Annotated in this window: 12 protein-coding genes and 2 pseudogenes; 6 read left to right on the top strand and 8 right to left on the bottom strand. The window is 63.1% G+C overall.

The genetic code is table 11. The features are described 5' to 3' along the window. Window positions 1–84: 84 nt before the first annotated feature. Window positions 85–666, bottom strand: a complete 582-nt coding sequence (locus ACSHT2_RS12425; protein WP_440641814.1) for a SoxW family protein — start codon at window positions 664–666, stop codon at window positions 85–87. Between the two features lie 86 nt (window positions 667–752). Between ACSHT2_RS12425 and ACSHT2_RS12430 the strand changes: the two genes are divergently transcribed. Continuing rightward, window positions 753–1,472: a hypothetical protein gene (locus ACSHT2_RS12430; protein ID WP_440641815.1), complete on the top strand. Its 720-nt coding sequence runs from the start codon at window positions 753–755 to the stop codon at window positions 1,470–1,472. 2 nt (window positions 1,473–1,474) lie between these two features. On the opposite strand, the gene ACSHT2_RS12435 is transcribed toward ACSHT2_RS12430, so the two are convergent. Beyond that, window positions 1,475–2,206: a cytochrome c biogenesis CcdA family protein gene (locus ACSHT2_RS12435; RefSeq protein WP_440641816.1), complete on the bottom strand. Its 732-nt coding sequence runs from the start codon at window positions 2,204–2,206 to the stop codon at window positions 1,475–1,477. 88 nt (window positions 2,207–2,294) lie between these two features. Here ACSHT2_RS12435 and ACSHT2_RS12440 point away from each other — a divergent pair. The 3 genes and pseudogenes from ACSHT2_RS12440 to ACSHT2_RS12450 all read left to right on the top strand — a co-directional run bounded on the left by ACSHT2_RS12440 (window position 2,295) and on the right by ACSHT2_RS12450 (window position 4,201). Beyond that, window positions 2,295–2,667: pseudogene (locus ACSHT2_RS12440) on the top strand (thioredoxin). Window positions 2,668–2,704: 37 nt separating this feature from the next. Beyond that, window positions 2,705–3,054 (top strand): annotated as a pseudogene (locus tag ACSHT2_RS12445) (ArsR/SmtB family transcription factor). Window positions 3,055–3,127: 73 nt separating this feature from the next. After that, the gene (locus ACSHT2_RS12450; RefSeq protein WP_440641817.1) at window positions 3,128–4,201 is read left to right on the top strand and encodes a YeeE/YedE family protein; all 1,074 of its coding nucleotides are present in this window, start codon (window positions 3,128–3,130) and stop codon (window positions 4,199–4,201) included. 576 nt (window positions 4,202–4,777) lie between these two features. Here the strand turns inward: ACSHT2_RS12450 and ACSHT2_RS12455 are convergent. Both ACSHT2_RS12455 and ACSHT2_RS12460 read right to left on the bottom strand, forming a co-directional pair. Then, window positions 4,778–6,016, bottom strand: coding sequence for a cytochrome P450 (locus ACSHT2_RS12455; RefSeq protein WP_440641818.1), 1,239 nt, complete (start codon window positions 6,014–6,016; stop codon window positions 4,778–4,780). Between the two features lie 173 nt (window positions 6,017–6,189). Next, the gene (locus tag ACSHT2_RS12460; RefSeq protein WP_440641819.1) at window positions 6,190–6,810 is read right to left on the bottom strand and encodes a DUF1127 domain-containing protein; all 621 of its coding nucleotides are present in this window, start codon (window positions 6,808–6,810) and stop codon (window positions 6,190–6,192) included. 547 nt (window positions 6,811–7,357) lie between these two features. On the opposite strand from ACSHT2_RS12460, the gene ACSHT2_RS12465 reads away from it, so the two are divergent. Together ACSHT2_RS12465 and ACSHT2_RS12470 are read left to right on the top strand one after the other, a co-directional pair. Beyond that, window positions 7,358–8,710, top strand: coding sequence for a glycosyltransferase (locus tag ACSHT2_RS12465; RefSeq protein ID WP_440641820.1), 1,353 nt, complete (start codon window positions 7,358–7,360; stop codon window positions 8,708–8,710). A gap of 84 nt (window positions 8,711–8,794) precedes the next feature. After that, window positions 8,795–10,000 carry an MFS transporter gene (locus tag ACSHT2_RS12470; protein WP_440641821.1) on the top strand — a complete coding sequence of 402 codons (1,206 nt, stop codon included), beginning with the start codon at window positions 8,795–8,797 and terminating at the stop codon, window positions 9,998–10,000. 204 nt (window positions 10,001–10,204) lie between these two features. Here ACSHT2_RS12470 and ACSHT2_RS12475 read toward each other — a convergent pair whose 3' ends face one another. The 4 genes from ACSHT2_RS12475 to ACSHT2_RS12490 form a co-directional block, all read right to left on the bottom strand. Next, window positions 10,205–12,709, bottom strand: a complete 2,505-nt coding sequence (locus ACSHT2_RS12475) for a two-component system VirA-like sensor kinase (protein ID WP_440641822.1) — start codon at window positions 12,707–12,709, stop codon at window positions 10,205–10,207. Next, entirely contained in the window at window positions 12,706–13,647 is a 942-nt protein-coding gene (locus ACSHT2_RS12480; RefSeq protein WP_440641823.1) for a cytochrome-c peroxidase, read from the bottom strand. The genes ACSHT2_RS12475 and ACSHT2_RS12480 overlap by 4 nt, the downstream gene beginning before the upstream one ends. Next, window positions 13,644–14,339 (bottom strand): DUF1127 domain-containing protein, encoded by a 696-nt coding sequence (locus tag ACSHT2_RS12485; protein ID WP_440641824.1) that lies wholly within the window; start codon window positions 14,337–14,339, stop codon window positions 13,644–13,646. The genes ACSHT2_RS12480 and ACSHT2_RS12485 overlap by 4 nt, the downstream gene beginning before the upstream one ends. A gap of 170 nt (window positions 14,340–14,509) precedes the next feature. Then, on the bottom strand, window positions 14,510–15,274 hold the full coding sequence (locus tag ACSHT2_RS12490; protein ID WP_440642827.1) for a response regulator: 765 nt from the start codon (window positions 15,272–15,274) through the stop codon (window positions 14,510–14,512). Window positions 15,275–15,326 lie beyond the last annotated feature (52 nt).

Below are 15,326 nucleotides of genomic sequence, written 5' to 3' on the forward strand. Positions count from 1 at the left end.
GATGGACTAACGGTCCATCAAATTCATTTATTATGATATGTTCATACGATCTGAGCGACGTCAAGCGAAATTCGAAAGACGCTTTCAGTCAGCCATGTGCGGCAAGAAATCCCGGAACGAGCCGCGCTCATAGGCGCGCTCCCGCACGAAGCGAAACATCGCCAGGAAGTGCGGAGGCTTGAGATAACCGGGTGCCCTCGCCACTTCGCGCGCCATCGCATCCTTCGCTTCGAGGCCACCGGAAGATGGCGGAAAGAACTGAAGGGTCGGAGTGAACCTGATGCCGTATTTCCGAGCGAGGTCCTTCTCGGACAATTCCTCGCGGTCAAAATCCGTAACCTTACGTGCGCCGATCAGGTTGAGCTGCAAGATCTCGAAATTGTCGCGAATGTAGCTCGCGATGCCGGCATCGGCGAAATTCACCAGATGCGTCTCGCGGCAATAGGGACAGCCACGCAGCTCCCACATGATGGCGAAGCGCTTGCCGCTGGCAGCAGCGCTCTCAAGGTCCTCGCGCAGATCGAGGAAGCTCTGCAGAAACCAGGGCTCGTGATAAAGTCCGTCCTCTCCGACGGCGGGCTCCGCCGCCGCCGCGCCGCGGCCGGCCAAAGCCGCGCCTGCCGCGAATGCAATGAGGCCGCGTCGGGTCGGCGTGCGAAGCGACATCAGGGTTTCGTGCGTTGGAAGATCTTGCGCCTTGCTCATTTTCATTATGATATTCGAATACACGAATGTGACAAGGAGTTCCGATCTTGCGCTGCACCATCGTGCTGCTGGCATGGCTGGCCTCGAACGCGCTCGCGCTCGGCGCGGAGGCCGACAAGGCTGCGGACTTCGCATCGGCGATGGCGCCGATCATGGCAAACCTGCGCACGGCCGCGAGCTACGTCCGCACCGGAAACGTCGCGCTGGCACAGATCGAGACCGACGAGGCAGTCGCCCGCTGGAAACGATTCGCACCGAGCACATCCGGTCCCCTGCCCGCTTACACGCCGGCCGAATTGGCGGGATTTCTCGACCGGGGTTACGACCAACTCGCGACGATTACGGGCGCGCTGGACCGCGGTGACAATGTCGCCGCCGGCCGCGAGTTGCTCGCACTTCGGCAGTCTTTTCACGCGCTCAGGCGTCACGCAGGCCTGTACGATCTCGGCGATTGCATCTTCGAGTTCGCGCCCGCCATGGAAGCACTGCGTGTTGCGGCTACCAGGTACGACGATCGGCCGGCGCCGGCGAACGCCGAGGAGACCGTCGCCGCCGCAAGAGCGTTCCGCGATCGCCTTGTGCGCTGCAATCAATGGGCAAACAGCGAGATCGCTGCGCAAGGCGAATTCCGCCGCCTGATCGATGGGGCCATCGCCAGCAGCCAAGAGATCGCTCATGCTGCGATGGCGGGCGATGCATCCCTCGTCCACCGTTACCTTGTCGAGTTGCAGTCCTTTGCCCAGTTGCTCGACTTCCGTTACGGCTAGCCTCAGCCGATGCTGGTCAGTCCAGGAAAACGCTCGAGCAGCCATTCCGAGATCGCGGGCATCAATCCGGTCAGGAACATCAGACCGGTCGCGACCAGGAAGACGCCCATCGTCTTCTCGACCAGACCGAGATGCCGGCGCACACGGCCAAGCGCGGCGATGAAGCGACCGGTGAAGGCAGCCGCGATCAGGAAGGGAATGCCGGTCCCGATCGAATAGGCGAGGAGCAGCAGTGCGCCCCGTCCGGTGGTGTCTTCCGAGCCTGCCATCAGCAAGACGGCAGCCAGGATCGGGCCTGCACAGGGCGTCCAGCCAAACGCAAAGGCCAGGCCCATGACGAAAGCCCCCAGCAGGCCGGCTGGACGGCTGTCGACCTGCACGGTCGCACTACGATAGAGCAGCGGAATCCTGAGCAGCCCTAGAAAATGCAGGCCCATGACGATGATCAACCCGCCGGCGACGATGCCGAGCGTCGACAGATGCGCGGAGACGAAGCGTCCCGCGATCGAGGCGGTCGAGCCGAGCGCGATGAAGACCAGCGAAAAGCCCGCCACGAAGGAGAGCGCGGAGAGCAGGATGCGCGGCCGCAGGTCCGGCCTGTCACCGGACAGATCCGTGACCGAGACGCCGGCCATGTAGCACAGGAAAGGCGGCACCAGCGGCAGGATGCAGGGCGACAGAAACGACAAAAGGCCCGCGACAAAGGCCGCACCAAGCGTGACGTCCAAGGTCATTCCGTTCCCCATCCCTATCACATATCTGAATTTAATGATATAAAGCGCCAAGGACGTTACAAGCAAGTCCAGGGGTTCGGTACGCAGCATGAACGGAATCATCACCTTGCTCGCAGTCGCTGTCGGGCTAGCACTGCCGACGACGGCATCGCGCGCGGCCGAGCTCGTCATGTTCGAGCGGGCCGGCTGCGCCTGGTGCGCGCGCTTCAACGCCGAGATCGCGCCGATCTACGGCAAGACCGGGGAAGGCCGAGCCGCCCCCCCTGCGCCGGGTCGACCTGAACAGCCCCCTTCCCGCCGATCTCGCCGGAATCGATCCGGGTGCCTTCACGCCGACCTTTGTCGTGGTACAAGAGGGCCGTGAGATCGGGCGCATTCGCGGCTATCCTGGAGATGCCTTCTTCTTCGGCCTCTTGGACCGAATCCTGTCAAACACGGGATCGGAATTGGACAGGTCGTAACCGTTCTTGCGAATTTTGCTCAGGGGAATTTGACGCGATGCCGTTGCCAAAGCTGAAGGAGATCGAGGGCTCCGCCGAACTCGAGCAGATGATCGAGAAGGCGCGCGAGGCGAGCGACATGCTCAAGGCGCTGTCGCACGAGTCCCGATTGCTGCTGCTCTGCATCCTCGCCGAGGGCGAGAAATCGGTGACCGAGCTCGAGCAGTTCCTGGGCGAGCGGCAGTCGACCGTCTCGCAGCAGCTCGCGCGGCTGAACTCGATCGGCTGGTGACGACCCGCCGCGACGGCAAAACGATCTATTACAGCCTTGCCAGCGAGGACGTTCGCAAGATTCTCACCGCCGTCTACGACGTCTTCTGCGAGCCGGTGCGGCGGCGCCGCCGGTAACATTCCGCACTGGATTTTCGTGCCCACCCGGCGCAGACTGCCCGGCAACAAGAACGAACATCCCCCGGGAGGAATGCTGGGCCCTTCGACCATAGCTTTTGCATGCGGACTTGCCGCCGGGGGCGTGCTCGGCGTTGCGGGTCGGGCGGGTCGATTTTGCACGCTTGCAATGCTCGAGGATGCATTCTTCGGGGCGGATTTTCGCCGGCTCAAATCCTATGCGCTGGCGGCCGCTGTGGCCCTGCTGGCCACGCAGGGTCTCACCGAATTCGGCGTAGTCGACCTGTCGCGTTCGATCTACCTGACATCGTCGATCGGATTTGGCGGCGCGATCATCGGCGGACTGATGTTCGGCGTAGGCATGGCGCTCGTAGGCACCTGTGGCTTCGGCACACTGGTGCGCGTCGGCGGCGGAGATCTACGGGCCATCGTGGTCTTTCTCGTGCTCGGCCTTTCGGCACTCGCCACCATGAGAGGCATCACTGGCGTCCTGCGCGTGATGCTGATCGAGCCATTGTCGCTAAGACTCTCGGAAGGCAACAACCAGACGCTGACCTCGCTGCTCGGCGCGGGGAGCACGATGCGAGCACTCCTCGTCGTTTCGATTGCCGCTGCGCTTGCCTTCTGGGCCCTCGTAGATGGCAGACTAGTCCGATCGCCGCGTCTCTTGGCCTCTGGCTTTGCAGTCGGCGCCGCAGTCGCCTTCGGTTGGTTTGCGACCGGATGGCTGGCAGATGATGAATTCGACCCGGCGCGGGTCTCCTCGCTCACCTTCGTCGCCCCACTCGGCGACGCGATTCTCTACATCGCGACCTTCTCTGGCGCGCGGTTGAATTTTGGCATCGGGTCGGTCGCCGGTGTCGTGGCGGGGTCTCTTGGCGCCGCATTGCTCTCGCGCGGCTTCCGCTGGGAAGCCTGCGATGACGCTCGCGAACTAAAGCGGCATCTGACCGGCGCGCTTCTGATGGGCATCGGCGGGATCATGTCAATGGGGTGCACCATTGGCCAGGGACTGACCGCATTCTCATCGCTCGCTCTCTCGGCGCCGATCACAATGTTGGCGATTGCCGCCGGCGCCCGGCTCGGGCTCGAGTTCACGATGACCGGCGAGTGGCTGCCAGCAGTGCGCAAGCTCTTCGGCACGTAAGGTATCTCCTCGTAGATTTACGTCGATCACGGCGACATCGAACCCATCATGCTCGCCAGACATTGCGTCGGAGAATTCAGCTATCGGTCCAGTCACACAGACTTCGAGCGGCCGCAACGCTTTCGCTAGGTCGTCTCCAAGAAAGTACTCATCCTTCCTTGGCCCGCACCAGCCTCACGCGCGAAACTGCACGCCGGAGAGAACCAGCTTCAGGCCGAATACAACGAGGATGGAGTTAAGAGGTCCAAAGTCGCCGTCGTCTGGAGTGGCTGAAGCAAGTCTTGCGCCGACCTGCCGGGGAAGCGACGCAGACCAGCCTTGGATCCGACCATCCCCTGTGCCGCGAGACAGATTCCAGTGCGGATCTGGTCCGCAGACAACTTTCAACGAAGCCAAATGCCACAAATTACAGAACCGGGCACGACGCTTGTGTCACACTCTGTAGACCCCTGGAGGCCGCGCTCATGCGCTCGCGCACCGGACTCAATCGCAAATTCGCGACCAAATAAGTACCGGCTTTACCGGTGCAATCGAATTCCGGCAGGTTTTTGCCCGTGCACGCCTCGTGTCCGGATGTCACGGCTGCCAGGCTATTCGCATGGTTTCGACGCGACGGATGCCGCTGTGCCCCTTGATCGCTGGCGCTTCATCCAGTCGGAGTTGAGGAATGCGGGCCGCGAGCGCTGCCAGGCTCTCCTCGAGTTCCATACGCGCCAGCGCCTCACCGATGCAGCGATGGGCGCCGGCCCCGAAGGCGGGAAGCAACCGTGGTTGGTCGGTTCGACGGATGTCGAACACGTCGGGCCGTTCATAGGCCTCTTCGTCACGCGCGGCGGACATGGTCGACAGGATGACGAATTGCCCGGCCGGAAGAACAGCTCCGCCGACCTCGATGTCTTCAGTCGTCACCCTGATGAACGACGCCACGCTCGGCTCGAATCGCATCGCCTCCGCAACCGCGCCCGGGATGAGCGAGGGATCCCGACACACAGCGTCCCATTGCTCCCCGTGCTGGAGCAGAAGCGCCAGTTGCATGACCATCGCGACGCGGGTCGTATCGGTGCCGCCGAGGATCAACTGCACAATCTGGGATATGATCTCGAGAGGTGACAACTCGCCGGCTGCGTCCGCGTTCCGCAGGAAATCCGAGAGGAGATCGTCCCGAGGAGCGCGCCGCCGGTCTTCAAGCGTCTTCTCCACGTAGTCGCGCAATCGCTGGCACGCCGCCTCCGATTCGGCGATTTCGTCCGGCAATATGCTCGCGCTGATAAATCGGGTCACCGCGTAGACGAGTTCTGTAAAGGACGGGATATCGGCTCGCGGCAGGCCGAGAAGATCGCCAATGACGCAGGCGGGAAGTTCAGCTGCGAACCGACCGACAAATTCGACCTGACCATCGGCATACCAGCTATCAATCAACTGCTCCGAGGAGCGCCGTATGTGCGGCCGCAGATCGGCCATCGTTCGAGCCGCAAAGCTTCTGGAGAACGGAGAGCGTCGGCGACGATGAACGGCACCGTTCGCGGTGAGCATTCCCTCCTTGAAGAGGTCAAACAGCGCTCCCTCCGTGACACCGAACAATTCCGGGTGGGCGGTTTCGGATGCGGCAATACGGTCATCGGTGCCAAGCCGCTCGATGTCGGCATGGCGGAGCACGAGGTAACCTCCCGCCTCATGCCTGACAAAGGGATAGGCGGCACGATACCTGCGGAACATGCCGTGGGGATCTGCGTCGAGGTCTGCCACACTGAGAACGGGCAGGCCTTCAACGGCGGCGAGAGCCGCCCGATCGTCGGCGCCGATAACTTCTGCCACTGGGTTTCTCTTGTCCTTGACCGAGATTTCTCCTTCCTAGATGTGGCGCGTTACGTCTCGATTGCTGGACGGTCGAACTTCGTTGCAATCGTAACGGGCGGCCGCGCGATCGCCTGCTGTTCCGCCAGCGCGACATGACCCAGGCTCAGTCCGGCCAAAGCATGATGACAGCCTCAGCAATCATGACGGTATCTCACCGCCCACTCGATCTCCGATCGGCCGTGGATTCCAAGATCGCGCAAGGTCCGGTCGTCGAGTTCCATCAGAGCGGCAACGGCCCTTCTGATCTCCCGCTCTCGGCGAAAATGCACCCGCAAGACCGTCAGCATCTCACCGGCCGAGCGCAGCCAATTCCAACGTCGCCCCGGTTGCGCGTCGTGCGGCAGGGCACGGCCGCACTTGACGACCTTGCCGTTGCGTTCGACGCCATCGCGACCGCTGCTGTGCACCGGCTCCGCCGGTTCGCCAGTCTCCCGGTCCGGCTCGCAACATCTCCGTGCTGCCAGTATCATGTGAGCCGGCAGCGCCGCGGCCGGATGGAACGCCGCACCATAAAGCGCAAGCCCTTCCGTGAAGGCAAAGATCACCGACGACAATATGCCGGCGTCCTGGCTCGACCCGGCTTCGGCCGGCGCCGGATGAGAACCGGTGTGCGTGGGGCCCTGCCTCCCGATGCGGCTGGCACTGAGACGAACTGTGCCGCGGCGATCGGACCATGCAGCCACGTCTTGACCATCGAGTTCCGTGTCCCCCGGGCGGACAAGCCGGACTACACTGTGAGAATGCGTCTTCATCGTAGATCTCCCACACGCTGTTCGTGGGGCCAAAGTGCAGGCCGGCCGTTACACCGAGATCACCGTCATCGGCAAAGGGGTTACAGCTGCAATCAGCCGGCCCGTTTGGATCGGATCTACGGGTGTACCGCGAAGACGCGACCGACGCCGCGCTCGGTCTGAATGACGCGTAGCGCACTCGGATCGGCCTCCCGCTTCCGCGGCCAAGTCCGCGGCCAAGTCCGCCGGATGCCGGGAGCGTGAAGCATTGTGATCCGAGCCGAGCCGAATGTCTGCGGCGCCCGACCGGTGGATTGCCGGATGAGGATGGCAACGTTGTCGCTCCGTTTCACGCCTCGCCGATCGCGTCACAATCGCGGTCCTTGCGCGGCGACTCCATCGACGTCCGCGTGGCGCGAGGCCCGGTCACGCCACGATGCGTTACCGATGTAACCATTCGATAGCCCGCGGAAGCACTGCTGTAACGGCGATCCCGTCAATTCGCTCTGCGTAATCGCTCGGCCGCCCTCCAGCGACCGTGCACCGATTCATCAAGAGGTCAGCTCCCATGAAGATTCTTATCGCTTCGACGCCTGCGACGGGCCATCTCAATCCACTGCTGGCGATCACGCAGATCCTGGCTGCCGAAGGCCACGAGATTGCCCTTGTGACAGGCACCGCCTTTCGCGCCCGCGTCGAAGCCAACGGCATCAAGTTCTTTCCTCTTCCCGAGGGCGCGGACTTCGATCCGAACGACGTCTTCTCGTTGGTCCCCGAACTCAAGACCATTCCCCCGGGACTGGAATGGCTGCGTGTTGTTTGCGAACGCATCTTCGTCGACGCCATTCCGGCCCAGCACCAGGGGCTGCTGGATGCGTTGCGGCAATTTCCGGCGGACGTCATTCTCGCCGACGACATGCTGTTCGGCATACTGCCGCTCCTGCTCGGACCGCGATCGCATCGGCCTCCCGTCGCGCTCTGCGGCACCTCGATCCTGCATTGGCCGCGCGAGGACGGCGCGCCGAATTTTCTCGGCTTGCCGCCGGCAAACACCGACGAGGACCGCGATCGGTATGCGGCCCTGGCGCGGGACTATGACGCGACGGTCGATCAGCCGGTATTGCTGCGCCTGAACCGCGCCTTGAAGGGTCTCGGGGTCGGGCCGATAGCGATGCCGCTATTCCATTCCGTGGTCGCTCTCGCCGATTCTTATCTGCAATTGTCGGTGCCGAGCTTCGAATTTCCACGCGACATGCTGTCTTCGGTGCATTTCGTCGGCACGCCTCCGATCATTGCCAATCAAGTCTCGCCGCCGCCCTGGGCCGAGGACCTCGATGGCTCGCGCAAGGTCGTGCTCGTGACGCAGGGGACGGTGGCCAATCACAACCTCAATCTGCTGGTCGCCCCGACGCTGGCGGCGCTCGCCAACGAGGCCGACATCCTCGTGATCGCGACGGCGGGTGGCCGTCCGATCGACGCCATTCCCGGCAAGGTGGCGGCGAACGCCCGCGTCGCCAGCTATTTGCCGTTCGAATGGCTGCTGCCGAAAGTCGACGTGCTCGTCACCAACGGCGGCTATGGCAGTGTCAACCAGGCCATGAGCTACGGCATTCCCCTGGTTGCTGCGGGACTGACCGAAGACAAGGCCGACGTCAACGCGCGGGTCGCGTGGTCCGGGGTCGGCATCAACCTGGCGACCAACGAGCCGACGCCGGAAGCCTTGCGCGAGGCAGTGCGGACGGTGCTCGACCAGCCGCGCTATCGATTGCGCGCGTTGCAGATCGCGGACGAGTTCGCAGGGATCGATACACGGAAGAAGATTCTCCGGATCATCAGCGAACTCGTTGCCGACGAAGCCAAGCTGTCACGCCTCCGCGCGGCCATGCCGAGCCGGGGTCGGCGCGCCGGGCGGCGCGGATGATCAGATTGCCGAACGGAGCTATGGAGGGCGGTGCGGCCGTCCTCCGTCGTTCCCTCGGAGTTCGTCAAATGCAATCGGATGTTCATGCGCATCGAACCTGACTCCTTCGCCTTCACGGTGCTGCTCGGGCTGCTGGCGGCCGTGCCATATTCCAGCATCGACATCAATCTGCCGGCACTGGCGGCCACCGGCTCCACGTTTGGCGTGAGCGCGTCGGATGTCGGGTTGACGACGAGTGCCTTCATGCTCAGCCTCGCAACAGCGCCGCTGATCTATGGACCCGCCTCGGACCGCCTTGGCCGCAAGCCGATCCTGGCATTCGGCCTCGCGCTGTTCGTCGCCGCCAATTTCGGCTGCGCGCTTGCTTCCTCGCTGCCGGCTCTGCTGCTGTGCCGCTTCGTTCAAGGCATCGGCGCCGCCGCAACCGCCACTACCTTTGCCATCATACGCGACCTCTTCGACGGCACCGCCGCACGAGGCAGGATCGCCAACGTCATGGTCGCAGTCAACGTTGCCACCGTGATCGCGCCCACCGCGGGGGCTGCCCTGCTGGCGGCTGCCGGCTGGCAATCGATCTATGCGACCCAGGCTGCGATGGGCTTCACGCTGCTGGTGGTGGTGATGTTTCGCTTCGCCGAAACGGCGACCATCGCTCCATCCGCCCGCCTGGTGCCCGCGGCCGTGATTGACAGCTATCGCCGCGTCCTGACGCATCCGGTTTCTCTTCCTTACATCCTGGTCGGTGCGGCGGGCGGCGCGACGGTGTTTGCCTACGTCACCGGCGCCTCGCTCTTCTTCATCGGGGCCGTCGGGCTCTCGCCCGAGCAATACGGCCTGATCTTCAGCGCCTGCTCGGCTTCCGTCATGGGCGGCGCCTTCCTCGACGGACAGCTCGGCCGGCGCGGGATATCTTCGGCATGCATGCTCGCCACCGGGCTGACGCTGTCGTCAGTGGTCAGCGTCGCCCTGCTCGCGATGACATTGACCGGCTGGATGCCCACGGTGCCTGTCACCGCGCTGCTGATGGCGGTCGCGCTCGGCTTCGGACTCAGCGTGCCGAACGTGGTGAGCGCGACGATGCAGCACTTTCCTGACATCGCCGGCGCCGTCAGCGCTGCTGCCGGAAGCATCCAGCTGGTCGCGGGTGCCCTATCGAGCGGACTGGTGGCGGCCTGCTTCGACGGCCGGACCGCGCTCTCGACGACGGCGGTCATGGCTGCGTCCGCGCTCCTCGCACTCGTCCTGTATTTCCTGGTCGCACGTCCCGCCGACCGTCGTCTGCAATCATAGACGATCGATGCCAGCGCAGCGATCCGGAGCCCTCGCCTGGAACATCGTGCAACTTGCCTTTCGCTTCGCGACCGCGCTTCACCCGCTTGTCCCTTTGGATCCATCTCTCATCTTGCCGGTTCAGAGCCCGCCTGATCCTGTTGGCATTGGGCGACGGCCGGCGGCCGCCGGGCCCTCCGTCTCGTCAATCACCTCGCATCGCGATCAGGTTGGGAGCGCTATTGAGGCCTGCGATTTCGGGCGGCTCGAGACCCCGAGCCCGCCGGCTCCGGAGATCTGCGACAGGACAATCGTAATCTCCTCGGCGACGATGGGCCACCGCACGACGTCAGAAATACCGGCCCCCAATAATGCATCGGCACCGATCTCGAATGCCGTTCTCGTCGCCAGGACGATCGGAACGGACGGAAGCTCGTGATGCAGCACGGTCGCAAGTTCAAGGGATTGCCCGAGCGAGCCGACCGGGCCGACGACCACGAAGTCGAACCGGTCGGGAGCTGCTTTGGACGCGGAACGTGCAGCTTCGGCCGTAGCGAAGCCCACGGCTTCGAAGCCGAGCGCAGCAAACGTTTCCTCGTCGGCAAGCAGACGGTGACGGTCGCCGGCCACGAGCATCACGACCTTGCCTTGTCCCGTCATATGCGCAGGCGGGCGCTGCTCCGGGAAGGCCGCCGCCTCGACCCGCGGTAACCAGACGTCGAATTGGCTGCCCTCGCCTGGACAACTGCGCACGTTGATGCCTCCGCTGTGGTCGAGAACGATCTCCTTTACCGTCGCGAGTCCCAATCCGTTTCCGCTGGACCTCGTCGTGAAGAACGGCTCGAATATCCGGTCCAATGTCGACCCGTCCATACCCCTCCCCGTGTCCGAAACGGAAATCCGCACATACTGGCCAGGCTCGATCTTGTCGTGGCTGAGGCAGATGGGATCGAGCATCTCATGCAGCTCGATCTCGATCTCAATTCGTCCCGTCTCCGGTATCGCGTTCGCCGCGTTGTTGCACAGGTTCATAATGACCTGTTGCAGCTGCACGCTCTCGCCAAAGACGATCAATCCGGCTGGATGCTGTCTGACGACGATTTCAATCCGAGGCGGCAGCGCAACGCGCAACAGCGAGACCGTTTCGGCGACGAGCGCACCTATGCTGACGGAATCGCGACGAATGTCGCTGCGACGACCGAACATGAGGATTTGACCGACGAGATCGCGGGCCCGGTCTGCACTTCGCCGTATTCCAGCGAGATGGCGCGCCAGTACCGGGCTGAAGCGGGCGTGCTCTTCCATTACTTCGGCGTACCCGAGGATTCCGCCCAGGATGTTGTTGAAATTGTGAGCGATGCCACTGGTGAAGGTGCCGATCCTTTCCATGCGGCGCGCCTGCTGCAGGCGCTTCTGCAGGCGATTTCGCTCCTCGTCGACACTTCGCCGCTCGATCGCATGAATGAAAGCGTCCAAGGCCATACGCAGGAGAACAAGTTCGCCGGCGTGAGCAACGCGACACTTGCAGCCGACAGCATCGAAGCCGAACGCGACCATGCGGCCTTGACGATCGCTATTGATCGCACATGCCCATCCCCCGAGGTCCATGCCCTCCAGGAAGAACTTGTCGTCGCCCACGGGCATGCGGCGCACGTCTGGCACGTGGACGACTCCTTCCCCGTCGACCATCCGGCAGGCCAGATCGAGCGCGCCTTCAGGCCAGCCAGGCGGAAACTCCTTGCCCGGCTGATGCCAGAGATACGACCGTGTCGTCGCGCCGGACACAACGACATAGACGCGATCAGATCCTGCAAAAGTTCCGAACGAAGCAATGGCTCGCTGGATTTCGGCTTCGATGCCTTGCGGAGACGCATTGATGAAATTCATCGATATGTCCGCGATAATGTGTTCCAGCGCCGCGCGCCGATGCAGCGCGTTGGCGCGTGATCTCAACCGGAGGCCGAGATAGATCAGGAACGCGATCAGCGCGATCGAGGAGCCGTAGAGCATGGCGCGATAGAAGCGGGCCGAATTTCGTGAGGTGACCTGCCGATCCAGGATGGTCGCGCGCAAGGCCTCCTGATCCTGCTTGCGCCGCAGCGTCAGCATCTTCTTCAGGATGCCGTCGACCGAAGGCAGCAGCCTGTGCAGCAAACGGCCATGAGCGAGGAAGGGCTCGACCAGGACCACCTGCCCCGATCCGGTCGCCTGCCCGTCCAGTTCGTCCAGGCGCTCCTCGGCCTCCTTGACCGCAGTCGACGACGTGTCCAGCGTCAAGTGGAGGATGGCCGTCCCGGCCGACCTGATGGCAAGGTCCAGATCGCGCTGGTCCGAATTCGCTGCGAAACGCGCGAAGAAGGACAGCGAGTTGTGCAGGACCGCATTCTGGCTCTTGAAGTACTCGACCAATTCCTCCTGGCGGTCCACCGAGGCGGCGAGCCGATCGACCATCTCGGCGGTCTGGCCGTCGACCTGGGTGGTTGCGCGCAAGCGGGCGATGGCCTGGTGCAGCCCATCGATCTCGCTAACTAATGGGTCATAGTTGAGTAACAGGCCTGCGCGAGCAGTGAAGAGGTCACGGTACAGCGTATCCTCGATCATGCCGAAGCGATCGATCTCGATCAACGCACGGTCATAAAGCTCCGCCTCCGGATTCACCGCACGCCATGAGAACCAGGTCAGCAGAGCCGACAGCCCGATCGCGACCGCCGCCCATCGCTCGGTCTTCATGGCGCCGCTCCGGTCACGGGTCTGCCACGGTAATTGCCCGTCAAGGTTCCGAGGAAGGCTGCCAGCGAGGCAACCTGATCATCGTTCAATGTCCGATCGAGCTGCGCAGCCGCCATCCGGCGCACAGCGTCTTCGAGAGTGGCGGCGCTTCCGTCATGGAAATAGGGTGCGGTAACGGCGATATTGCGCAGGCTCGGCACACGAACCCGGAAAGGCCCGCGTGCAACCAGGGGACGGAAGATGCCCTGACGGGCGATCAGATTTCCCCCGATGTTGACGCCCTGATGGCACGCGCTGCAGCCGAACGCCTTGAAGGTTCTGTAGCCCTCGAGTTCGGCCGGAGAGAGCGCGGATGCTTCGCCTGCGAGCCACCGATCGAAGCGGCTGTCCGGCGTGAGCAGGGACCGTTCGAATGTCGAGATGGCATCGAGCAGGCTGTCACGATCGACGTCGCGGCCATAGGCGGCACGAAATTGCTTGTTCAGGGCCGTATCGGCTTTCAATTTCAGAACGACGTCGGCAACGGTGCTGCGCATGCTGGCTGGGCTGCCGATCGAATCTTCCGTCTGATCGGAAAAACTGCGAAAACGGCCTTCCCACGTCAGACGAAAGCTCAGAGCTGCATTGAATACGGTGAGCGTGTCGAGCTGGCCTGACGCTGGATTCCGGCTCCTGCCTCCGTCCGCTCCATTGGTGCGGAGGTCGTGGCAGGATGAGCAGGCAAATCTCCCGTCGGCGGACAGCCGCGTATCGCCAAACAGGCGCTCGCCCAGAGCGAGCTTTCGGGGATCAGCCGGCGGCGGCGGCGGGATCGGCGTGATCGGCTCGCCATCGGCTGCGGTCGGAGCCGTCGAAGACGATACCGTCGACGGCCCGAGCCCGGCAAACGCCCCTGCAAGTAGCGCTGTCGCGCAGACGGCTGCCACAATCGATTTCATCTCAGATCGATTTCACCTCTGACTGCGTTTTCGACATCGAGACGACAGAGCCCCATGTCCCGCAGGAGCCGATCATCGAGCTGACGCAGTTCGGCCACGGCGCGCCGCACGGCCCTGCGTTCGCGGATCGATCTGCCCAGCGCCAGCGCCGCCGCGCCGATCGATTCATACCAGGCTGGGGACGATTGCGCGGAGCGACTGACGAGGGGGACGTCGGACATGAACGGCAGCGCATCCGGCAGCGGCCGATGCAATTCCACGTCCTCGACCGGCGGGCTCACCTGACGCGCGATCAAGCGCAGGCTTCCCCGCCCCCCGTGCGAGCGATCGCTCTTCGGCTCATCGGAAACGGCCTCGAGCTCGACTGGCGCTTCGCGTTCTTCCGCCACAGCATAGTATGGATACATCGCACAAGCGTAGGCGGCACAACCGGCAAGGAACTCGGCAGTCAGCACGGAACCAACGGTCAGCGTGAGATCGATAAACGCCTTGGCTGGGACCATCGCCGATCGTGCGAGGACATGCGTGATACGCCCCGTCACCTTCGGTTGAGGTGCCCCTTCATCGATTCGCTCGGGCCAGGATGAGCGCCTTATTCCGGGCAGAGATTGTTTGTCGCGGGCAGGTTCGTCAGGTCGCTCCTGTATCCTGCTTCGTGGACCATCGCATGTTGTCTTGTTGACCATCAGCATGATCGCCTCCATGTCGTTTGCATGGGAGACTCTGCCGCCGTCAAGTTTCCGGGGCATTCCAACGCGAGCCAAAACGGCTACATCTGTATTACAAGTTCCGGCAACATCCGAAACGGCGAGCCGTGTTGCCAGCCCGCCGCCGAATGGACGGCTCCTCACTGCCCCGATCGTCAAAGCCGCTCCACCGATAGCGTGAAGACATAGCCAATGCCACGTTCGGTCCGGATGATGGACGGCACACTTGGATCTGTTTCGAGCTTGCGGCGCAGCCGAAGCACCTGCACGTCGATGCTCCGGTCGTATACATCCTCGTGCAGACGCGTCGCCTGCAAGAGATGCTCACGGGACAGCGGCTTTTGCGGCGCATCGAGGAAGGCCATCAGCAGGGCATATTCGCCTTTCGTGAGGCCGATTGGTTCGCCGAGCGAATTTGTCAGCCGACGCAAGCGCCGATCGACCTGCCAGTTGCCAAAACGCCAGCGGCCTTTCTCGGCATCACGCTGCTGGGCCACGGACGGGGCGGCCTCTCGTCGTCTGAGAACGGCTTTGATGCGAGCAACGAGTTCCCTCAGGCCGAAGGGCTTCGTCAAATAGTCGTCCGCGCCCAGCTCAAGGCCGATCACGCGATCGATCTCATCTCGCCGATGCCCCGTCGTGATGATGACCGGCACATCCGATTGCGCGCGTATCTCACGCAGCAGATCCAGACCGTCCTCCTGACCGAGGCGAAGATCGAGCACCACGAGGTCCGGTGAACTGCGGAGAAGAAGAGCCGGGACCTCCTCTCGCCGCGAAGCAGAGAGGGTCCGAATGTCATGGTCTTCGAGATAATTGGTCACCAGATGCCGCATGGTCATGTCGTCCTCGACGACAAGACATAGTGGCACCCGGCGCTTTGAGGTGTCGCTTGGAGGCAATGGACGATCTGACCGCATCAATTCCGAAGGTAGGTGGCAAGCGCGGTCGGTCTCGCAGTCCTTTTGATAT

This window comes from Bradyrhizobium sp. PUT101 (genome assembly GCF_052043945.1).
Classification (GTDB): domain Bacteria; phylum Pseudomonadota; class Alphaproteobacteria; order Rhizobiales; family Xanthobacteraceae; genus Bradyrhizobium.

What these genes read in the sequence shown, in the direction of transcription:
- ACSHT2_RS12485 (WP_440641824.1), bottom strand. Translation starts at nt 14,339, where the DNA reads ATGCTGATGGTCAACAAGACAACATGCGATGGTCCACGAAGCAGGATA.
- ACSHT2_RS12475 (WP_440641822.1), bottom strand. Translation starts at nt 12,709, where the DNA reads ATGAAGACCGAGCGATGGGCGGCGGTCGCGATCGGGCTGTCGGCTCTG.
- ACSHT2_RS12465 (WP_440641820.1), top strand. Translation starts at nt 7,358, where the DNA reads ATGAAGATTCTTATCGCTTCGACGCCTGCGACGGGCCATCTCAATCCA.
- ACSHT2_RS12450 (WP_440641817.1), top strand. Translation starts at nt 3,128, where the DNA reads ATGCTGGGCCCTTCGACCATAGCTTTTGCATGCGGACTTGCCGCCGGG.
- ACSHT2_RS12460 (WP_440641819.1), bottom strand. Translation starts at nt 6,810, where the DNA reads ATGAAGACGCATTCTCACAGTGTAGTCCGGCTTGTCCGCCCGGGGGAC.
- ACSHT2_RS12470 (WP_440641821.1), top strand. Translation starts at nt 8,795, where the DNA reads ATGCGCATCGAACCTGACTCCTTCGCCTTCACGGTGCTGCTCGGGCTG.
- ACSHT2_RS12435 (WP_440641816.1), bottom strand. Translation starts at nt 2,206, where the DNA reads ATGACCTTGGACGTCACGCTTGGTGCGGCCTTTGTCGCGGGCCTTTTG.
- ACSHT2_RS12425 (WP_440641814.1), bottom strand. Translation starts at nt 666, where the DNA reads ATGTCGCTTCGCACGCCGACCCGACGCGGCCTCATTGCATTCGCGGCA.
- ACSHT2_RS12490 (WP_440642827.1), bottom strand. Translation starts at nt 15,274, where the DNA reads ATGCGGTCAGATCGTCCATTGCCTCCAAGCGACACCTCAAAGCGCCGG.
- ACSHT2_RS12480 (WP_440641823.1), bottom strand. Translation starts at nt 13,647, where the DNA reads ATGAAATCGATTGTGGCAGCCGTCTGCGCGACAGCGCTACTTGCAGGG.